Origin of the sequence: Agromyces aerolatus, assembly GCF_031432255.1 — a bacterium.
In the GTDB taxonomy this organism is placed as follows: Bacteria; Actinomycetota; Actinomycetes; order Actinomycetales; family Microbacteriaceae; genus Agromyces.
In genome coordinates this window covers 1-14494 of sequence record NZ_JAVKGQ010000021.1, presented here as the reverse complement: position 1 = coordinate 14494, position 14494 = coordinate 1, and the positions used below count along the sequence as shown (strand labels likewise).

The window sequence follows — 14494 nt, the reverse complement described above, 5'->3', positions numbered from 1 at the left end:
GCGGCGGCACGCAGTAAGGTAAGCCTAAGCTCATGGCTCGGCGCGCGCGTTCCGAACGCGACACCGTCGGCGCCGGACACGACATCACCATCAGCATCCGATCGAACGCACGGGGAGGCAGTGTGCCGGTCACCTCGCTCGGTGCGGTCGTCGCCGACCACGCCATCCGATTCCTGGGTCACGACACCCACGAGCACGACTCGCCGCACCTCGTCTACGTCGTGAGCGGGTCGGCCAGGCTCAGCGCCGACGGCGACGAGCTCACGCTCAGACGCCACGAGGCCGCGTGGCTCGCGGCGGGCGTGCCGCACGCCGTGCACGTCGAGGAGGGCGGCATGGTGCTCGGGCCCATGCTCGACGCCGAGCGATCGCCGCGCGGCCGGGTGCAGCTGCTCGGTGTGGTGCCTGCCCTCGTCGACGTGATGACCACGGTGCTCGGCGCGGCCCCCGCGACCGACGCCGAGATCGAACCGTTCCGGCGCGCGATCGGCCGGGTGCTGGGTGCGACCTCGAGCCCGTACTTCGCGGTGACCCTGCCCACGCATCCCGCGGTGCGCGCGCTCGCGCGCGAGGCCGCGCGCTCGACGGCCACGCTCGAGCGGCTCGCCGAACGGTGGCGCATGAGTGCGCGGCAGGTGCAGCGGGTGTTCCACGACGAGACGGGGTTCACGTTCACGCGGTGGCGCACGCGGGTCCGGCTGAACGTGGCGGTCGCGCAGCTGCTCGGCGGAGCCGAGCTCATGGCCGCATCGCGTGCGGCGGGCTTCGCGACCCGCACGGGGTTGCTGCGGGCGCTGAGCCGGGAGAGCGGCATCGCGTTGGCGGCGCTCTCCGACGACGCCGCGGCGGTGCTCGCGGCGCACCGCGCGAGCGATCCCGCGGAGCCCCGCACGGCCCTGATCGGCGCCTGAGACCCTCCGTCGACCTGTTAGCGTGACGGCGGCTCGGAGGGAGGACACATGGCCGCGACGGTGATCGCCGCGCCCGAACGACCGTCCACCCTCCGCGCGCGGCGCACCGCGCGGCGGCTGCTCGGCCTCGGCGCGTCCGTCGTGGTGCTCGGCATCGCGATCGGGCTCAGTGTCGCGGTGGGCTCGGCGCTGCTGCCGATCGACGTGGTGTGGGCGGCACTGACCGCGCCCGACGGCTCGGCGGCGCACGCGACCGTGAGCGCCGCGCGCGTCGAGCGCACGATCCTCGGCGTGCTCGTGGGCGCGGGCCTCGCGGTCGCGGGCGCGCTCATGCAGGCGCTCACGCGCAACCCGCTCGCCGACCCCGGGGTGCTGGGCGTGAACGCGGGTGCCGGCTTCGCGGTGACGCTCGGGGTGGCGGTGCTCGGCGTCACGCGCATCGAGCAGTACCTGCCGTTCGCGTTCGCGGGCGCGATCGCGGCCTCAGCGGTCGTCTACGTGGTCGCCGGTGGCGGCCGGGGCGCGCCCTCGCCCGTGCGGCTCACGCTCGTGGGCGTCGCGCTCGCCGCCGTGCTCACGGGCATCTCGCAGACCCTCGCGCTCATCGATCGTGAGACGTTCGACCGGATGCGGTTCTGGGACGCCGGGTCGATCACGGATCGCCCGGACGGCACCATCGCCGCGATCCTGCCGTTCATCGTGGTGGGGCTCGTGCTCGCGGCGCTGTGCGCGCGGCCGCTCAATGCGATGGCGCTCGGCGAGGAGGCCGCGCGGAGCGTGGGCCTCCGGGTCGGCATGACGCGGTTCGGCGTCGCGCTCGCGATCGCGCTGCTGTGCGGCGCCGCGACCGCCGCGGCCGGACCGCTCATGTTCGTGGGGCTCATGGTCCCGCACGCCGTGCGCTGGCTGACCGGGCCCGACTGGCGGTGGATCGTCGCGTTCTCGGCGGTGCTGGGGCCGGTCATCGTGCTGCTCGCCGACGTGCTCGGCCGGGTCGTCGTGATCCCGGCCGAGCTGCAGGTCGGCGTGGTGCTGCCGCTCATCGGCGCCCCGGTGCTGATCGCGCTGGTCCGCGGACGACGGGCGAGGGCGCTGTGAGCGCGTCGATCGTGCTGCGGGCCGGGCCCGTGAGCCTGCGGACGACCCGGCGGGCCGTGCTCGTGAACGCGGCCCTGCTGATCGCGGTCGTCGTGGCCGTCGCGGTCGCGTTCACGCTCGGGAGCTACCCGATCACGCTCGGCGACCTCTTGGCGGTGGTCACGGGCACGGCCGACGACCGCATCCGCACGGTCGTGACCGAGTGGCGTGCGCCGCGCATCGTCGCGGCCGTGCTGTTCGGCGGTGCGCTCGCGATCGGCGGCGCGATCTTCCAGTCGCTCACGCGCAACCCGCTCGGCAGTCCCGACGTGATCGGCTTCACGGCGGGCTCGTACACGGGTGTCGTGATCACGCTGCTGCTGGGTGCGACGGGATACGTCGCGCTCGCGGCGGGTGCCCTCGTGGGCGGGCTGCTCACCGCGTTCGCGGTGTACCTGTTCGCGTTCCGCCGCGGCGTGCAGGGGTTCCGGCTGATCATCGTGGGCATCGCGGTCGCCGCGCTGCTCGGCTCGGTGAACACCTGGTTCTCGGTGAAGGTCGACGTCGACGTCGCGCTGCGCGCTGCGGTGTGGGGTGCGGGCTCGCTCGCCGTGGTCGACTGGCCGGCGCTCGGCGCGGCGGCCGTGGTGCTGGCCGTCGTCGCGCTCGCCGCGCCGGTCGCCCAGCGACGTATGCGCCGGCTCGAGCTCGGCGACGACGCGGCCGCGATGCGCGGTGTCCCGGTGGAGCGCACGAAGGTGTTCCTGATCGTGCTCGGCGTCGCGGCGACGGCCGCGGTCACGGCTGCGGCCGGGCCGATCGTGTTCGTGGCGCTCGCGGCCCCGCAGATCGCGCGCCGGCTGACCGGTCACGGTGCGTCGGTCGACCTTGTGGGTTCGGCGCTCGTCGGGGCGATCCTGCTGCTCGGCGCGGATATCGTCGCACAGCATGCCATCCCCGGGGTGCTGCTGCCGACCGGTGCGGTCACGGTGTGCGTGGGCGGGCTGTATCTGCTCGTGCTGCTGGTTCGGGAGAGCCGGCGGGGCGTCGATGGGAGGCGTGGATGACCAGACTCGAGGCGCGCAGTCTCGCGGCGGGATACGGCGGCAGGGGGGTGCTCGACGGGCTCGACCTGGCGGTGCCCGACGGCGGGCTGACGGTGATCGTCGGCCCGAACGCGTGCGGCAAGTCGACGCTGCTCCGCGCGCTCGGCCGGCTGCTCGCGCCGACGCGCGGGGCGGTGCTGCTCGACGGCGGCGACATCCGCCGGCTGCCGACGAAGGAGGTCGCGCGCCGCGTCGGCCTGCTGCCGCAGAGCCCGGTCGCGCCCGAGGGCATCACGGTGGCCGATCTCGTCGGGCGGGGGCGGTACCCGCACCAGTCGATCCTCTCGGCGTGGTCGATCGAGGACGAGCTGGCGGTCACGGCCGCGATGGCCGCGACCGGCGTCGAGGACCTCGCGGACCGTCACGTCGACGAGCTCTCCGGCGGTCAGCGGCAGCGTGCCTGGATCGCGATGGCGCTCGCGCAGGAGACCCCGGTGCTGCTGCTCGACGAGCCGACCACGTTCCTCGACATCGGGCACCAGTTCGAGGTGCTCGAGCTCGTCTCGCGGCTGCGCGCCGAGGGTCGCACGGTCGTCGCGGTGCTGCACGACATCAATCAGGCGGCGCGCTACGCGACGCACCTCGTGGCCATGAAGGACGGCCGCATCGTCGCCGAGGGCGATCCGCGCGACGTCGTCGACGCCCGGCTCATCGACGAGCTCTTCGCGTTGGAGGCGCGGGTCATCCCCGACCCCGACACGGGTGCGCCGCTCGTGCTGCCCGGCCGCGTGTAGCGGCAGCGCGAACGCGTTGGAAGTCGGAAAGTGGGTTGGAGCTCGGGTAGGGCCGGCTTCCCACCCACTTTCCGACTTCCAACACGCGAATGCGGGTCATCCCAGGGGATGACGGATGGTGCGGGCGGATCATGCTCGGGCCCGACGCGCGGCACGCGGCGGCCGGGCGAGGCTGGCGAGCATGAGTTCTTTCGTGCTCGAGGCGGCCGGCCTCGTGAAGTCCTTCGGTTCCACGCGCGCGCTCGACGGCGTCGACCTCGCGGTGCGCCCAGGCGAGTCGGTCGCGATCATGGGCGCGTCGGGTTCGGGCAAGACGACGCTGCTGCACTGCCTCGCCGGGGTGGTCGCGCCGGACTCCGGATCGGTCGCGTACCGGTACGGTACGGCGCGCACCGAGGTCACCGCGCTGTCCGAGCGAGAGCGTTCGCGGCTTCGGCGTGAGGCATTCGGGTTCGTGTTCCAGCAGGGGCTGCTCATCCCCGAGCTCACGGCGGTCGAGAACGTCGCACTCGCGCTCATGCTGAACGGCATTCCCCGGGCCAAGGCCGAGGAGCACGCGCGCGGCTGGCTCGCCGCGCTCGGCCTCGCGGGTCTCGAGGATCGCCGCATCGGCCAGCTCTCGGGCGGGCAGGCGCAGCGCGTCGCGATCGCCCGTGCGCAGGTGACGGGCGCGCCCGTGGTGTTCGCCGATGAGCCGACGGGTGCGCTCGACTCGGCGACCTCGGCCGAGGTCATGCGCGCGCTGCTCGACTCGACGGTCGGCCAGGGCCGCACGCTCGTGCTCGTGACGCACGATGCGGGCGTCGCCGCGCGCTGCGCGCGCATCGTCGAGGTCCGCGACGGCCGCATCGTCGCCGAGCGCGCCGGGCATCCCGCAGCGGGTCGCGCGGGCGACGCGACGGGTGTGGCGGATGCCTCGGGCGGGCCGGATGCCTCGACGGTGACGGATGCCTCGGGCGGGGCGGGTGCCTCGGGTGGGGTGGGTGCCGCGGGCGCGGGGCCGGCCGTGGGGTCGAGCGGGTCGGCGGTGCGCGCGTGATCGCGCGCGTGGCGTGGCTGCTTGCGCGGCCGGGGCGCCAGGGTGTCGCGACGATGGCCCTGCCCATGACGGCGTTCGCGATCGTGACCGCGCTGCTGCTCACGGTGCTCGGTGGCGCGCAGACGTTCTGGACCTGGACCGACGACCTCGGCGTCACCTACCAGGCCCTCGCGGTCGTCGCGCTCGTGCTGCTCGTGGTGCCGCTCGCCTCGCTCGGCGGCGCGGCCGCCCGGCTCTCGGCGCGTCGCCGCGACGACCGGCTCGCGACCCTGCGCCTGCTCGGCGCGACGCCCGCGACGGTCTCGGCGCTGGCCGTGATCGAGGCCGCCGTGCTCGCGTTCGCCGGCGCGGTCCTCGGCGTCGCCGTGTACGCCGCGCTGCTGCCCGCGCTCGCACTCATCCCGTTCCGCGGGCAGGCGCTCGGCATCGACGGCGTGTGGCTCGGAGCATCCGCCGCGCTCGTGCCGCTCGGCGTGACCGCGCTCGCCGTGGTGAGCGCCGTCGTGAGCCTCCGCCGCGTGGTGATCTCGCCGCTCGGCGTGCGTACGAAGCAGGAGGCGCCGCGCCTGCACTGGGCGCGCCTCGCGATCGGCGTCGCGGTCGTCGTGCTCGCGTTCGGGGCCATGGCCGTGCTGCAGGTCGCGCCATCGGTGCTCGTGATCCTCGGGATGCTCGCCGCCGCCTTCGGCGGCACGATCGCCGTGCTGAACCTCATGGGTCCGTGGATCCTGCGGCTCGTGACATCCGCCCAGGTCAGGCGCGCGAAGACGCCCGCGCGCCTGATCGCCGCACGCACCGTGCTCGAGTCGCCGAAGGCGGCGTGGCGGCAGGTCTCTGGCGTCGCGATGACGAGCTTCATGGCGGTGTTCGCCGGGTCGGGCGTCGCCGTGCTCGACGCCATGGGCGCGGGCGCAGGCAGCGGCGATCCGGAGTCGACGATGCTCATCGAAGACATCCGCACGGGCATCCTCATCACCGTGGCCGGCTCGTTCCTCATGGTGGCCTGCTCGGTCGGTGTGAACCAGGCGGCCGGTGTGCTCGACCGGCGCGACCTGTACCGGTCGCTCGACCTGCTCGGCATGCCGCTCGAGGTCATGGACGCCGCACGCCGCCGCGCCGTCATGTCACCGCTGCGGATCACCGCGCTCGGCTCGGCGGTCACCGCGGCGATCGTGATGCTGCCGCTCACGGGGATCACGCTGATCGTCGCCCCGCTGTCGCTCGTGGTCATCGCGGGCGTGCTCGCCGCGGGCATCGGCGTCGTCTGGCTCGGGTTGCGCGCGACGCGACCCGTGCTCGAGCGGGCGGCCGTCGGCGCGTCGGAGGCCGTCGTCGCCTAGGGTTGAAGGCATGCGCCTAGGGTCGAAGACATGAGTGCCATCGACGACCGCGACGCCGCGATGTCGGAGCTGCTCGGCATCCGCTCGAGCATCGACAACATCGACGCCGCCCTCATCCATCTGCTCGCCGAACGCTTCAAGTTCACGCAGCAGGTCGGGCGGCTGAAGGCCACGCACGGGCTGCCGCCGAGCGACCCCGACCGGGAGAAGCGGCAGATCGCCCGCTTGCGCGGGCTCGCCGAAGACGCCCACCTCGACCCGGCGTTCGCCGAGAAGTGGTTCAACTTCGTCGTCGCCGAGGTGATCCAGCACCACGAGCAGCTCGCGGGCAACGGCCGCGGCGCGGAGCACGCCGAGGGCCTGTGAACTGGTACCCGGCGCCGCTGCCCGACCAGACCGGCCGCCGGTTCCTCGTGACCGGCGCGAACGCCGGGCTGGGGTTCTTCACGAGCGCACGGCTCGTCGGTGCGGGCGCGCAGGTCGTCATGACGGGGCGGAGCCCTGAGCGACTGCAGGCCGCCGCCGACGTGATCAACGCGCGGGTCGCGCAGGGGGTCAGCGCGGGCGAGACCGGGGGAGCGGCGAGCACGCTCGTCATCGACCAGTCCTCGCTCGCGTCGGTCGCCGAGGGCGCGGCCGCAGCGGCCACGCTCGCCGGGGGCGCGCCGTTCGACGGGCTCGTGCTGAACGCCGGCATGGTGCACACGCCCGCGCGCCGGGAGCTGAGTGTCGACGGCAACGAGCTCGTGCTCGCGACGAACGTGCTCGGACACTTCGCGCTGCTCGCGCGACTGCTCGGGCACGTCGCGCCCGTCGGCCGTGTGGTCTCGCTCGGGTCGCTGTCGACCCAGCTCTCGACGTTCCGCGTCGACGACCTGCAGCTCGAGCGCGGCTACGACCTGTGGCGTGCGTACGCGCAATCGAAGATCGCCGCGCAGTCGCTCGCGTTCGAGCTCGACCGGCGGCTCAGAGCCGCGGGGTCGGGCGTGCTGAGTGTGGTCGCGCACCCGGGCTACTCCATCTCGGGCCGGACTCCGCTCGTGCCCGGCGTCAACGAGCCGTCCCGCGGCAGCCGGTTCGCCGACCAGCTGCAGGGGCTCTGGGCGCAGGGCAAGCACCGCGGCGCCGAGCCCGTGCTGCACGCGCTGACCGCGCCCGGCGTCGAGGGCGGGCAGTTCTGGGGTCCACGGTTCCGGACGAAGGGCGAGCCCGTGCTCGCGAACGCGACGCGCGTGTCGCGCGACGCGGGCATCGGTGCGCGCGTGTGGGCGTTCGCGGAGCAGGCGACGGGCGTCCCGTTCGACGTCGCCGCGGTCGCGCCCCGGTGAGCTCGCTGGGGCCGCGGTTCCGCCTCGCCCTGGCTCGGGGGCTCGTGATCGCGGGCGTCGTGGCCGGTGTGATCGCCGTGGTCGCGGGGCGGTGGGGGCTGCTGGTGGTGGCGGTGCTGCTCGTCGTGCTCGGGGCGGCGGCGGCGTGGCGGGGGCGTGCAGGTACGCGATCGCGCTGAACCGCCGACCGTGCTGAGTTGCCGACCGCGCTGAGTTGCCGACCGTGCTGAGTTGCCGACCGCGCTGAGCGCTTCGGTCGACGAGAGCTTCGTATGCCCCAGGCCTTCTCGACGCATGCTAGAATACTGGAATTGCATCCTGGCGGCGAATGGGGTATTCGGTGAAGACGATGGCCGGCGCGAAGCGCCTCAGTGCGGTGGTCGCGGCGGTCGCGCTGCTGGTGAGCGGCGGTGCGATCGCCATGACTGCCGACGAGGCATCCGCAACGCAGAGCCCTTCGCCGGTTGAGTCGGTGCCGGTTGAGTCGGTGCCGGCCGAGTCGGTGCCGGGCGAGTCGGTGCCGGGCGAGTCGGTCGTGGCGTCGAGTGCGATGTTCGGCGCATCGAGCCTGCCGGCCGACGCCGGCATCACCGTTCCGGGCTTGAAGAACGAGGTTCCCGCCGACGTGCTCGGGCTGGGGTACGAGCAGGTCGTGCGCCTGAACGAGTCCAAGGTCGAGGTGCTCGATCCGGTGAGCCGGGGCTCGAAAGTCCTGCGGTCGTTCGAGGCCGGGGCGAAGTCGGCATGGCCGACGTACGGCTTCGGCCTCCCCCTGTTCTACGGCGGAACCAACATGACGACGAAAGTGGCGCATCATCAGGCGAGCCGGGTGGCGGTCGCCGGGCGGCACATCTACGTGAGCAACCTGCTGACCAAGACGACGGTCGACCCGTGGGGAAAGACGATCGTCACGGAGAACGGCTCGGTGCTCAAGCGGTACACCGCCGACGGTCACTTCGTCGACGAACGGTATGAGGCGGACCCCGGTTTCGCGATCACCGCGCTGGACGGCTTCGTCTGGAACGACGAGGAGTACCTCGCGATCGGGTACAACAAGCTCGGGGTCCGCATCGTGAAGCCCGCCGTCGACGGCATGCCGAACGACCAGCAGCTGCTCACGCACTGGTCGGGGCCGGAGCGGGGGCTGGCCGAGCGTGACCAGGTCATCGAGGTCAAGTTCGGCACCGATGTCGACGGGCGTCTACTTCTGGCGGTCGGGGCCGTGACCCAGGAGCTGCCCGCGCTCGCGATGCTCGATGTGGGGGCGGGCGAAGAGGAAGAGATCGGCAGGGAGATCTGGACCAAGAACTTCCGGCCGCACACGGCGGGGTGGGAGTGGCCCGAGGTCATCGCGTTCGGCAAGCTCGGGGACGAGGGGCGGCCGCATGTCGCCGTAGGCTGGCCCACGCTCGGCACCGTGAGCTTCATGGATGCGACGACCGGCCAGGAGAAGGGTTCGCTCGGTGGCGGGGTCGTCAGCGTCATCCGCTTCTTCACGGATGCGACGGGCGAGCACCGGGTCGGCATCCGCCGCGGCATCGGGCAGGACTTCACCTCGCATGTCGCCCGGCTCGACGCCGGCGGGTCGCCCGCCTTCGTCGAGAACGGCGGTGCGGGCGAGCTGGAATGGATGGTGCCCGGCTACCGGGCGGTCTCGATGCACGTCGAGAACCGTTCGCGAGCCGAGATCAGCTTCAAGAACTATTCGGGAGCGGTACGCACGCGCGGGTGCTGGTACAGCGCCGAGCTGAAGGGGGCGTCCCCCACCCTGCCGAAGCAGGCCGTCCGGGTCGCGCCGGGGGCGAAGGCCGGGCCCTACGCCTCAGCGTGGCGCACGGTGGGCGAGCAGTGCTACTCCGCTGACATCGGGGTCTTCTACCTGCAGGTCGACGTGCCGGGCGAGCCTGGGCAGCGTCGTATCGTGCAGTTGCAGGGCGACCGAACCGGCATCCGCATCAAGGAGCAGGTCGGGAGCGACCGGGTCTCGGTGCAGGTCGAGCCGCGCGATGCGCGGGTCGACGGGCCGTTCGGTGTGCGGCTCATCGTGACCGACACGCACGAGGCTCCTTCAATCGTGGGGGCCCCGACACTCGAGGGCGCCAGGCTCACGCCGGCCCCGGCCGAAGGCCGTGCCCCGACCGACAAGGTTGACGACCCGTCGCGGCCCGTGCACCGGTTCACGGTCTCGGACGTCAGCTGGCAGGTGCCCGGTGCCGGTTCTGGCCTCACCGAGGCCCAGCTGCCACTGCCCGTCGCCGAGGGCTCGGTCGACGGCCAGACCTGGGTTCGCCTGGGCACGGTCGCGTCGCCCGTCGCGCCGACCCGCGAGGGGGACCGGGTCACGATGGGGAGGGCCGTGTTCGACTGGCAGACCCCGCCACGCACCTCGAGCGACTACCGGTACATCCGGGTGAGCGCCGGAGCCGCCGTCTCCAATGTCATCGATCGTAGGGCGCTCCCGGTGCCGCCGGAGGCCCCCGTGGTGGGCGGTGTCTCGATCACGGCCGAGGGCGGGGCCCGCGCGAACGGGCTGGATCAGGCGCCGATGCGGGTGAGCCTCGTCGGCACGGACCTCCGGAATCTGGATGCGACCACGCACGCCGCGCTCTATCAGCGGATCTACTACCGCGACGGCCTGACGAAGGCCCTGATCACGGGGCTCGGCGACCCCGACGACCCGAGCCAGCTCGTCATGTTCTCGACCACCCCCGGGCAGTACTCCAACGAGGGCGCGACCGCCTCGGCGGCCACCTCGATCGGCGCCTACTTCTCGACCCGATCGACCCAGCCCGGCCGACAGGTACGCGCCATGTTCAAGCACACCGCGACCGGACCCGACGCGCTCGAGGGCAGCGCCCCGCTCACCCCGATCACGAATCCGCTCGTGCCCGCCCAAGACAGCGCGGGAGCGCGCGGCATCAGCATCGACACCTGCGCCGAGGGAGCGTGCACGCTCGCCGATCCGTCGGCGGCGCCTGCGCTGCACAGCCTGACCTCGACGAGCGTGAGCGTCCAGCTCGCGTCCGTGGCTGTCCACGGCGCCGCCTCGCTGCCGCTCAGCGCGCCGAACATGCCGGGTGAGCTGCTCACCGTGGCCGAGGACGGCTTCGAGATCTGGGGGAGCCGAGCGGTGCTCCGGAACCCGAGCGTATTCGGGTACAACGCGACGATCTCGGGGCAGGTGATCACGCATGGCGAACGCGTCGTCCTCGAGAACCTCTATGTCTGAGTCAGGAGAGCCGCACGTGACGCATTCGCACGGAACCGGACGTGCCGGTTGGAGCTCACGCGGCCTGCGCTGGGCGATGGTGCTCGTGAGCGCGACCGCGCTCGTGGCGGGGGTCGGGGTCCCCGTCGCGTCGGCGGTGCCCGTGGGGCAGGTTTCGGCCGGTGACGGGGTCGTGGAACCTGCGGCGCGGGCGTCGGACGCCGTGACCGCTGTGCCGGCGGCCCTCGGGGTCACCGCTCCTTCCCGGAAGAACGAGGTCGCGGCTGACGTGCTGGGTCTCGGATACGAGCAGGTCGTGCGGTTGAACGGCTCGAAGGTCGAGATCGCGGAGCCGGTGACGCGGGGCTCGAAGGTGCTGCGGTCGTTCGAGGCCGGAGCGTCGAAGGAATGGCCGGTCCGCGGGTCGGGGTCGACGTACCCGCTGTACTACGGGGGCACGGCCATGACCCTCCGCGTGGCCGACCATGTGGCGAGCCGGCTCGCGGTCGCCGGCGATCACATCTATGTCAGCAACCTGCGCACGCGCGAACTGCCGAGCGGCGTCCGGGTCGAAGACGGTTCGGTGGTGACGAAGTACTCGGTCGACGGTGAGGCGATGAACTCCCGGGTCGAGGGCACGGATTTCGCGATCACGGCGCTGGACGGGTTCGAGTGGAAGGGCCGCGAGTATCTCGCGATCGGCCTCAATCAGCTCGGCGTCCGGATCGTCGACACCACCGTGAACGGCATGCCTGACCGGCACACGTTGATGTGGCACTATTCGGGTTCGCTCCGGTCGGACTCGCGCAATGGCGATCAGATCACCGATCTGCGGTTCGGCGTCGAAGGTGATCGAGTGCTGCTGGTGGTCGGCGCCATGACGAAGAGCCGGCCGGCGCTGCTCGCCTTCGACGCCGCGTCGGGCGACGAGATCTGGGCCAAGAACTTCCGCCGAGACGAGTGGGACTGGGAGTGGCCGGAGGCGCTGGCCATCGGGCCGTTCGGCCCAGGTGGGCAGGTCCAGGTGGCCGCGGGCTGGCCGACCCTCGGCCAGCTCGAGGTCATGGATGCGGTCAGCGGCGTTGAACGGGGAAGGATCGGCGGGGGCGTGGTGAGCGTTGCCCGGTTCTTCTCGGACGCACTGAGCGGCGAGCCGAGACTCGCGTTCCGACGCGGTATCGGCACGCAATTCGACTCGCACCTCGTCAAACCAGACCCGACCGGTGCGCCCATCGTGATCGCCTCCACGGAGGCGAGTGCGCTCGAGCGCATGGTGCCCGGCGTCAGGGTGAGTTCGGTCAGGATCGAGAACCGTTCGCGTTCGGCGGTCGACGTGCAGGCGTTCACGGGCAGCAGCCGAGCGCAGGGGTGCTGGCTGGGAGCCGGGTTGCACGGTGTGACCAACCCGCTCCCCGCGCAGCCGGTGTCGATCCCCACGGGAGGGCTGGGTGGGCCCTACGTCACGGCGCAGCAACTCTGGGGCGAGGCATGCGGGGAGCATCCGGGCGTGTTCACGCTGCAGGTCGGCCCGCAGGGCGAGGGCGCGCAGCGCCAGCTGCTGCAACTGCATGCCGACGCCCATGGTCTGCGCATCGTGGAGCAGGTCGGCGGCGACCGGCTGGTCGCGAGCGTGGAGTCGGACGGCGGGCTCGGCGTACGACTCGTCATCGACGACCGGCATGAGGCGCCCACGATCATGGGCGCTCCCGTGGTCGAGGTGACCCGGCTGACTCCCGCCGAGGCTCCTGGGCGGACGCCGACCGAGAACGTCAACGATCCCTCGCGTCCGGTGCACCGGTTCACCGTCTCGGGTGTGAGCTGGAACGTGCCCGGTGCGGGAACCGAGCTCAGTGACGTCGCACTGCCGCTGTCGCTCGCGGAGGGCTCGGTCGACGGTGAGCAGTGGGACACGCTGGGCACGATCGCGTCGCCGCTGACACCAACGCGCGACGGTGACCGGATCACGCTGGGTGAGGCGGTCTTCGACTGGCAGACCGCGCCCGGCGCCCAGAAGGACTACCGGTTCATCCGAGTCTCCGCCGGCGGCGCGAGCTCGAACGTGATCGACGTGCAGTCGCCGATTCCCGCGCCCGCGCCGACCGATCTGCTCAAGGGCACCGGCGGGGCCATCGCCATCACCGGCGCGGGCATGCCCCGCGCCAACGGCTTGGACCAGGCGCCCATGCGCGTGACCCTCTACAGCAAGTCCCGGGCGCTGGACGTGGTCCAGCACGCCGAGCTGTACCGCAGGATCTATTTCCGCGATGCGACGAGCAAGGCGCTGATCACCGGGCTCGGTGACCCGGCGGAGCCCACGCAGCTGATCATGTTCTCGCTGCACCCGGGCCAATACGCCAACGACGGCCTGAGCGCGGCCTCGACGACCTCGATCGGCGTCTACTTCTCGGCGCGCTTCCGTCAGCTGGATCGCCAGGTCATGGCCGTGGTCAAGGGCGACGGCGTCGAGGCCGACGGCACGTTCTCGAGCGCACCGCTGCGCCCGACCTCGAACGTGCTCGCCCCGACGCAGACCAGCACCGGCGCAGGCGGCGTGAGCATCGGCTCGTGCGCCGAGGGTGCGTGCCTGATCGCCGATCCGGAGGCCGCGCCGGCGTTGTATGACCTCAAGCCGACGACGTTCAGCGTGCAGTTCCGCGCGGTAGCGGTCCCGGGCACGGCCTCGTTGCCGCTCGTGCTGGCCGATCGAATGCCGGAGGAGCTCGAACTCGCTGAAGACACCTTCGAGGTGCGGGGAAGTCGCGCGACCCTGCGCAATCCGAACGGGTTCTCGGCCTCGCCGACCGTGAGCGGTCACGTGGTCTCGCACGGTGAGCGTGTGGCGCTGGACAACGTGTACGTCACGGCGAGGTGAGATCTCGATCGGGCTCATGTAGAATACCAGTGTACTAGCGTCGAATGAGAGAGCTGATCATGAACGGAACGCGCGCTTGGGTGGCCGTGCTCGCGAGTGCGGCCCTCCTGAGCGGGGTCGGCTTGCCTGCCGCGGCCGATGCCCCCGCGGGCTCCACCTCCGAGGCGCGGGTGCCCGAGATTGCGGTGGAGTCGTCGTCGTTGCCGCCTGGCGTGGGGGTGACGGTGGGTGGGACGAACACGGTGGCTGCTGATGTGCTGGGGCTGGGGTATGAGCAGGTGGTGCGGTTGAACGGGTCTCGGGTGGAGGTGGTGGAGCCGGTGACGCGGGGTTCGGCGGTGTTGCGGTCGTTCGAGGCGGGGGCGTCGCATGCGTGGCCGACGGGCCTGTTCGGCCCGGTGTTCTACGGCGGGATCAATATGGCCAATCGGGTGGGGCAGGGTGCGAGCCGGCTCGCGGTGGCCGGTGAGCACATCTATGTCAGCAATCTGCGGACCCGTCAGGCCGAGGCTGCGCCTCCTGACGTGCGTGTTCCGGATGGGTCGGTGACGACGAAGTACTCGGTCGACGGGGTGGTGTTGAACCAGCGGGTCGAGAAGCCGGACTACGCGGTGACGGCGTTGGCGGGGATCGAGTGGCGGGGCAAGGAGTATCTGGCGATCGGGTTGAACCAGTCCGGGGTGCGGATCGTGGACGACACGGTGCAGGAGATGCCCGATGTGCACGCGCTGATGCTGCACTACTCGGGTCCGCTCCGGTCCGGGTCGGTGCGGAGCATCAACGAGCGGGATCAGATCACGCAGTTGCGGTTCGGGCCGGTCGGAGACAAGTTGATGCTCGCCGTGGGGGTGTTGACGGGGGATATGCCGGCGTTGCTGG

Annotated in this window: 11 protein-coding genes and 1 pseudogene; all 12 read left to right on the top strand. The window is 72.1% G+C overall.

The features are described from left to right. Nucleotides 1–32 precede the first annotated feature (32 nt). Nucleotides 33–911: an AraC family transcriptional regulator gene (locus RH864_RS17730; RefSeq protein WP_310518910.1), complete on the top strand. Its 879-nt coding sequence runs from the start codon at nucleotides 33–35 to the stop codon at nucleotides 909–911. 48 nt (nucleotides 912–959) lie between these two features. Then, the gene (locus RH864_RS17725) at nucleotides 960–2009 is read left to right on the top strand and encodes an iron chelate uptake ABC transporter family permease subunit (RefSeq protein ID WP_310518909.1); all 1050 of its coding nucleotides are present in this window, start codon (nucleotides 960–962) and stop codon (nucleotides 2007–2009) included. Next, nucleotides 2006–3055 carry a FecCD family ABC transporter permease gene (locus RH864_RS17720; RefSeq protein ID WP_310518908.1) on the top strand — a complete coding sequence of 350 codons (1050 nt, stop codon included), beginning with the start codon at nucleotides 2006–2008 and terminating at the stop codon, nucleotides 3053–3055. The genes RH864_RS17725 and RH864_RS17720 overlap by 4 nt, the downstream gene beginning before the upstream one ends. Beyond that, the gene (locus RH864_RS17715; protein WP_310518907.1) at nucleotides 3052–3828 is read left to right on the top strand and encodes an ABC transporter ATP-binding protein; all 777 of its coding nucleotides are present in this window, start codon (nucleotides 3052–3054) and stop codon (nucleotides 3826–3828) included. The genes RH864_RS17720 and RH864_RS17715 overlap by 4 nt, the downstream gene beginning before the upstream one ends. 181 nt (nucleotides 3829–4009) lie before the next feature. Further along, nucleotides 4010–4687: pseudogene (locus RH864_RS17710) on the top strand (ABC transporter ATP-binding protein); the annotation flags it as partial. Nucleotides 4688–4920: 233 nt separating this feature from the next. After that, nucleotides 4921–6207, top strand: a complete 1287-nt coding sequence (locus tag RH864_RS17705; protein WP_310518906.1) for an FtsX-like permease family protein — start codon at nucleotides 4921–4923, stop codon at nucleotides 6205–6207. Between the two features lie 30 nt (nucleotides 6208–6237). After that, nucleotides 6238–6573: a chorismate mutase gene (locus RH864_RS17700; RefSeq protein WP_310518905.1), complete on the top strand. Its 336-nt coding sequence runs from the start codon at nucleotides 6238–6240 to the stop codon at nucleotides 6571–6573. Then, nucleotides 6570–7535, top strand: a complete 966-nt coding sequence (locus tag RH864_RS17695; RefSeq protein WP_310518904.1) for an SDR family NAD(P)-dependent oxidoreductase — start codon at nucleotides 6570–6572, stop codon at nucleotides 7533–7535. Before RH864_RS17700 ends, RH864_RS17695 begins: the two co-directional genes overlap by 4 nt. Further along, nucleotides 7532–7714 carry a hypothetical protein gene (locus RH864_RS17690; RefSeq protein WP_310518903.1) on the top strand — a complete coding sequence of 61 codons (183 nt, stop codon included), beginning with the start codon at nucleotides 7532–7534 and terminating at the stop codon, nucleotides 7712–7714. Before RH864_RS17695 ends, RH864_RS17690 begins: the two co-directional genes overlap by 4 nt. 149 nt (nucleotides 7715–7863) lie before the next feature. Next, the gene (locus RH864_RS17685) at nucleotides 7864–10764 is read left to right on the top strand and encodes a hypothetical protein (RefSeq protein ID WP_310518902.1); all 2901 of its coding nucleotides are present in this window, start codon (nucleotides 7864–7866) and stop codon (nucleotides 10762–10764) included. A 16-nt stretch (nucleotides 10765–10780) separates the two neighbouring features. Next, nucleotides 10781–13615, top strand: coding sequence for a hypothetical protein (locus tag RH864_RS17680; protein ID WP_310518901.1), 2835 nt, complete (start codon nucleotides 10781–10783; stop codon nucleotides 13613–13615). A 44-nt stretch (nucleotides 13616–13659) separates the two neighbouring features. Further along, nucleotides 13660–14494 (top strand): hypothetical protein (locus tag RH864_RS17675; protein WP_310518900.1); only part of this gene is annotated, 835 nt, incomplete at its 3' end.

Bases quoted from the DNA above. Each gene is read 5' to 3' on its own strand.
- RH864_RS17715 (WP_310518907.1), top strand. From the start codon at position 3,052: ATGACCAGACTCGAGGCGCGCAGTCTCGCGGCGGGATACGGCGGCAGG.
- RH864_RS17685 (WP_310518902.1), top strand. From the start codon at position 7,864: ATGGGGTATTCGGTGAAGACGATGGCCGGCGCGAAGCGCCTCAGTGCG.
- RH864_RS17705 (WP_310518906.1), top strand. From the start codon at position 4,921: ATGGCCCTGCCCATGACGGCGTTCGCGATCGTGACCGCGCTGCTGCTC.
- RH864_RS17730 (WP_310518910.1), top strand. From the start codon at position 33: ATGGCTCGGCGCGCGCGTTCCGAACGCGACACCGTCGGCGCCGGACAC.
- RH864_RS17700 (WP_310518905.1), top strand. From the start codon at position 6,238: ATGAGTGCCATCGACGACCGCGACGCCGCGATGTCGGAGCTGCTCGGC.
- RH864_RS17725 (WP_310518909.1), top strand. From the start codon at position 960: ATGGCCGCGACGGTGATCGCCGCGCCCGAACGACCGTCCACCCTCCGC.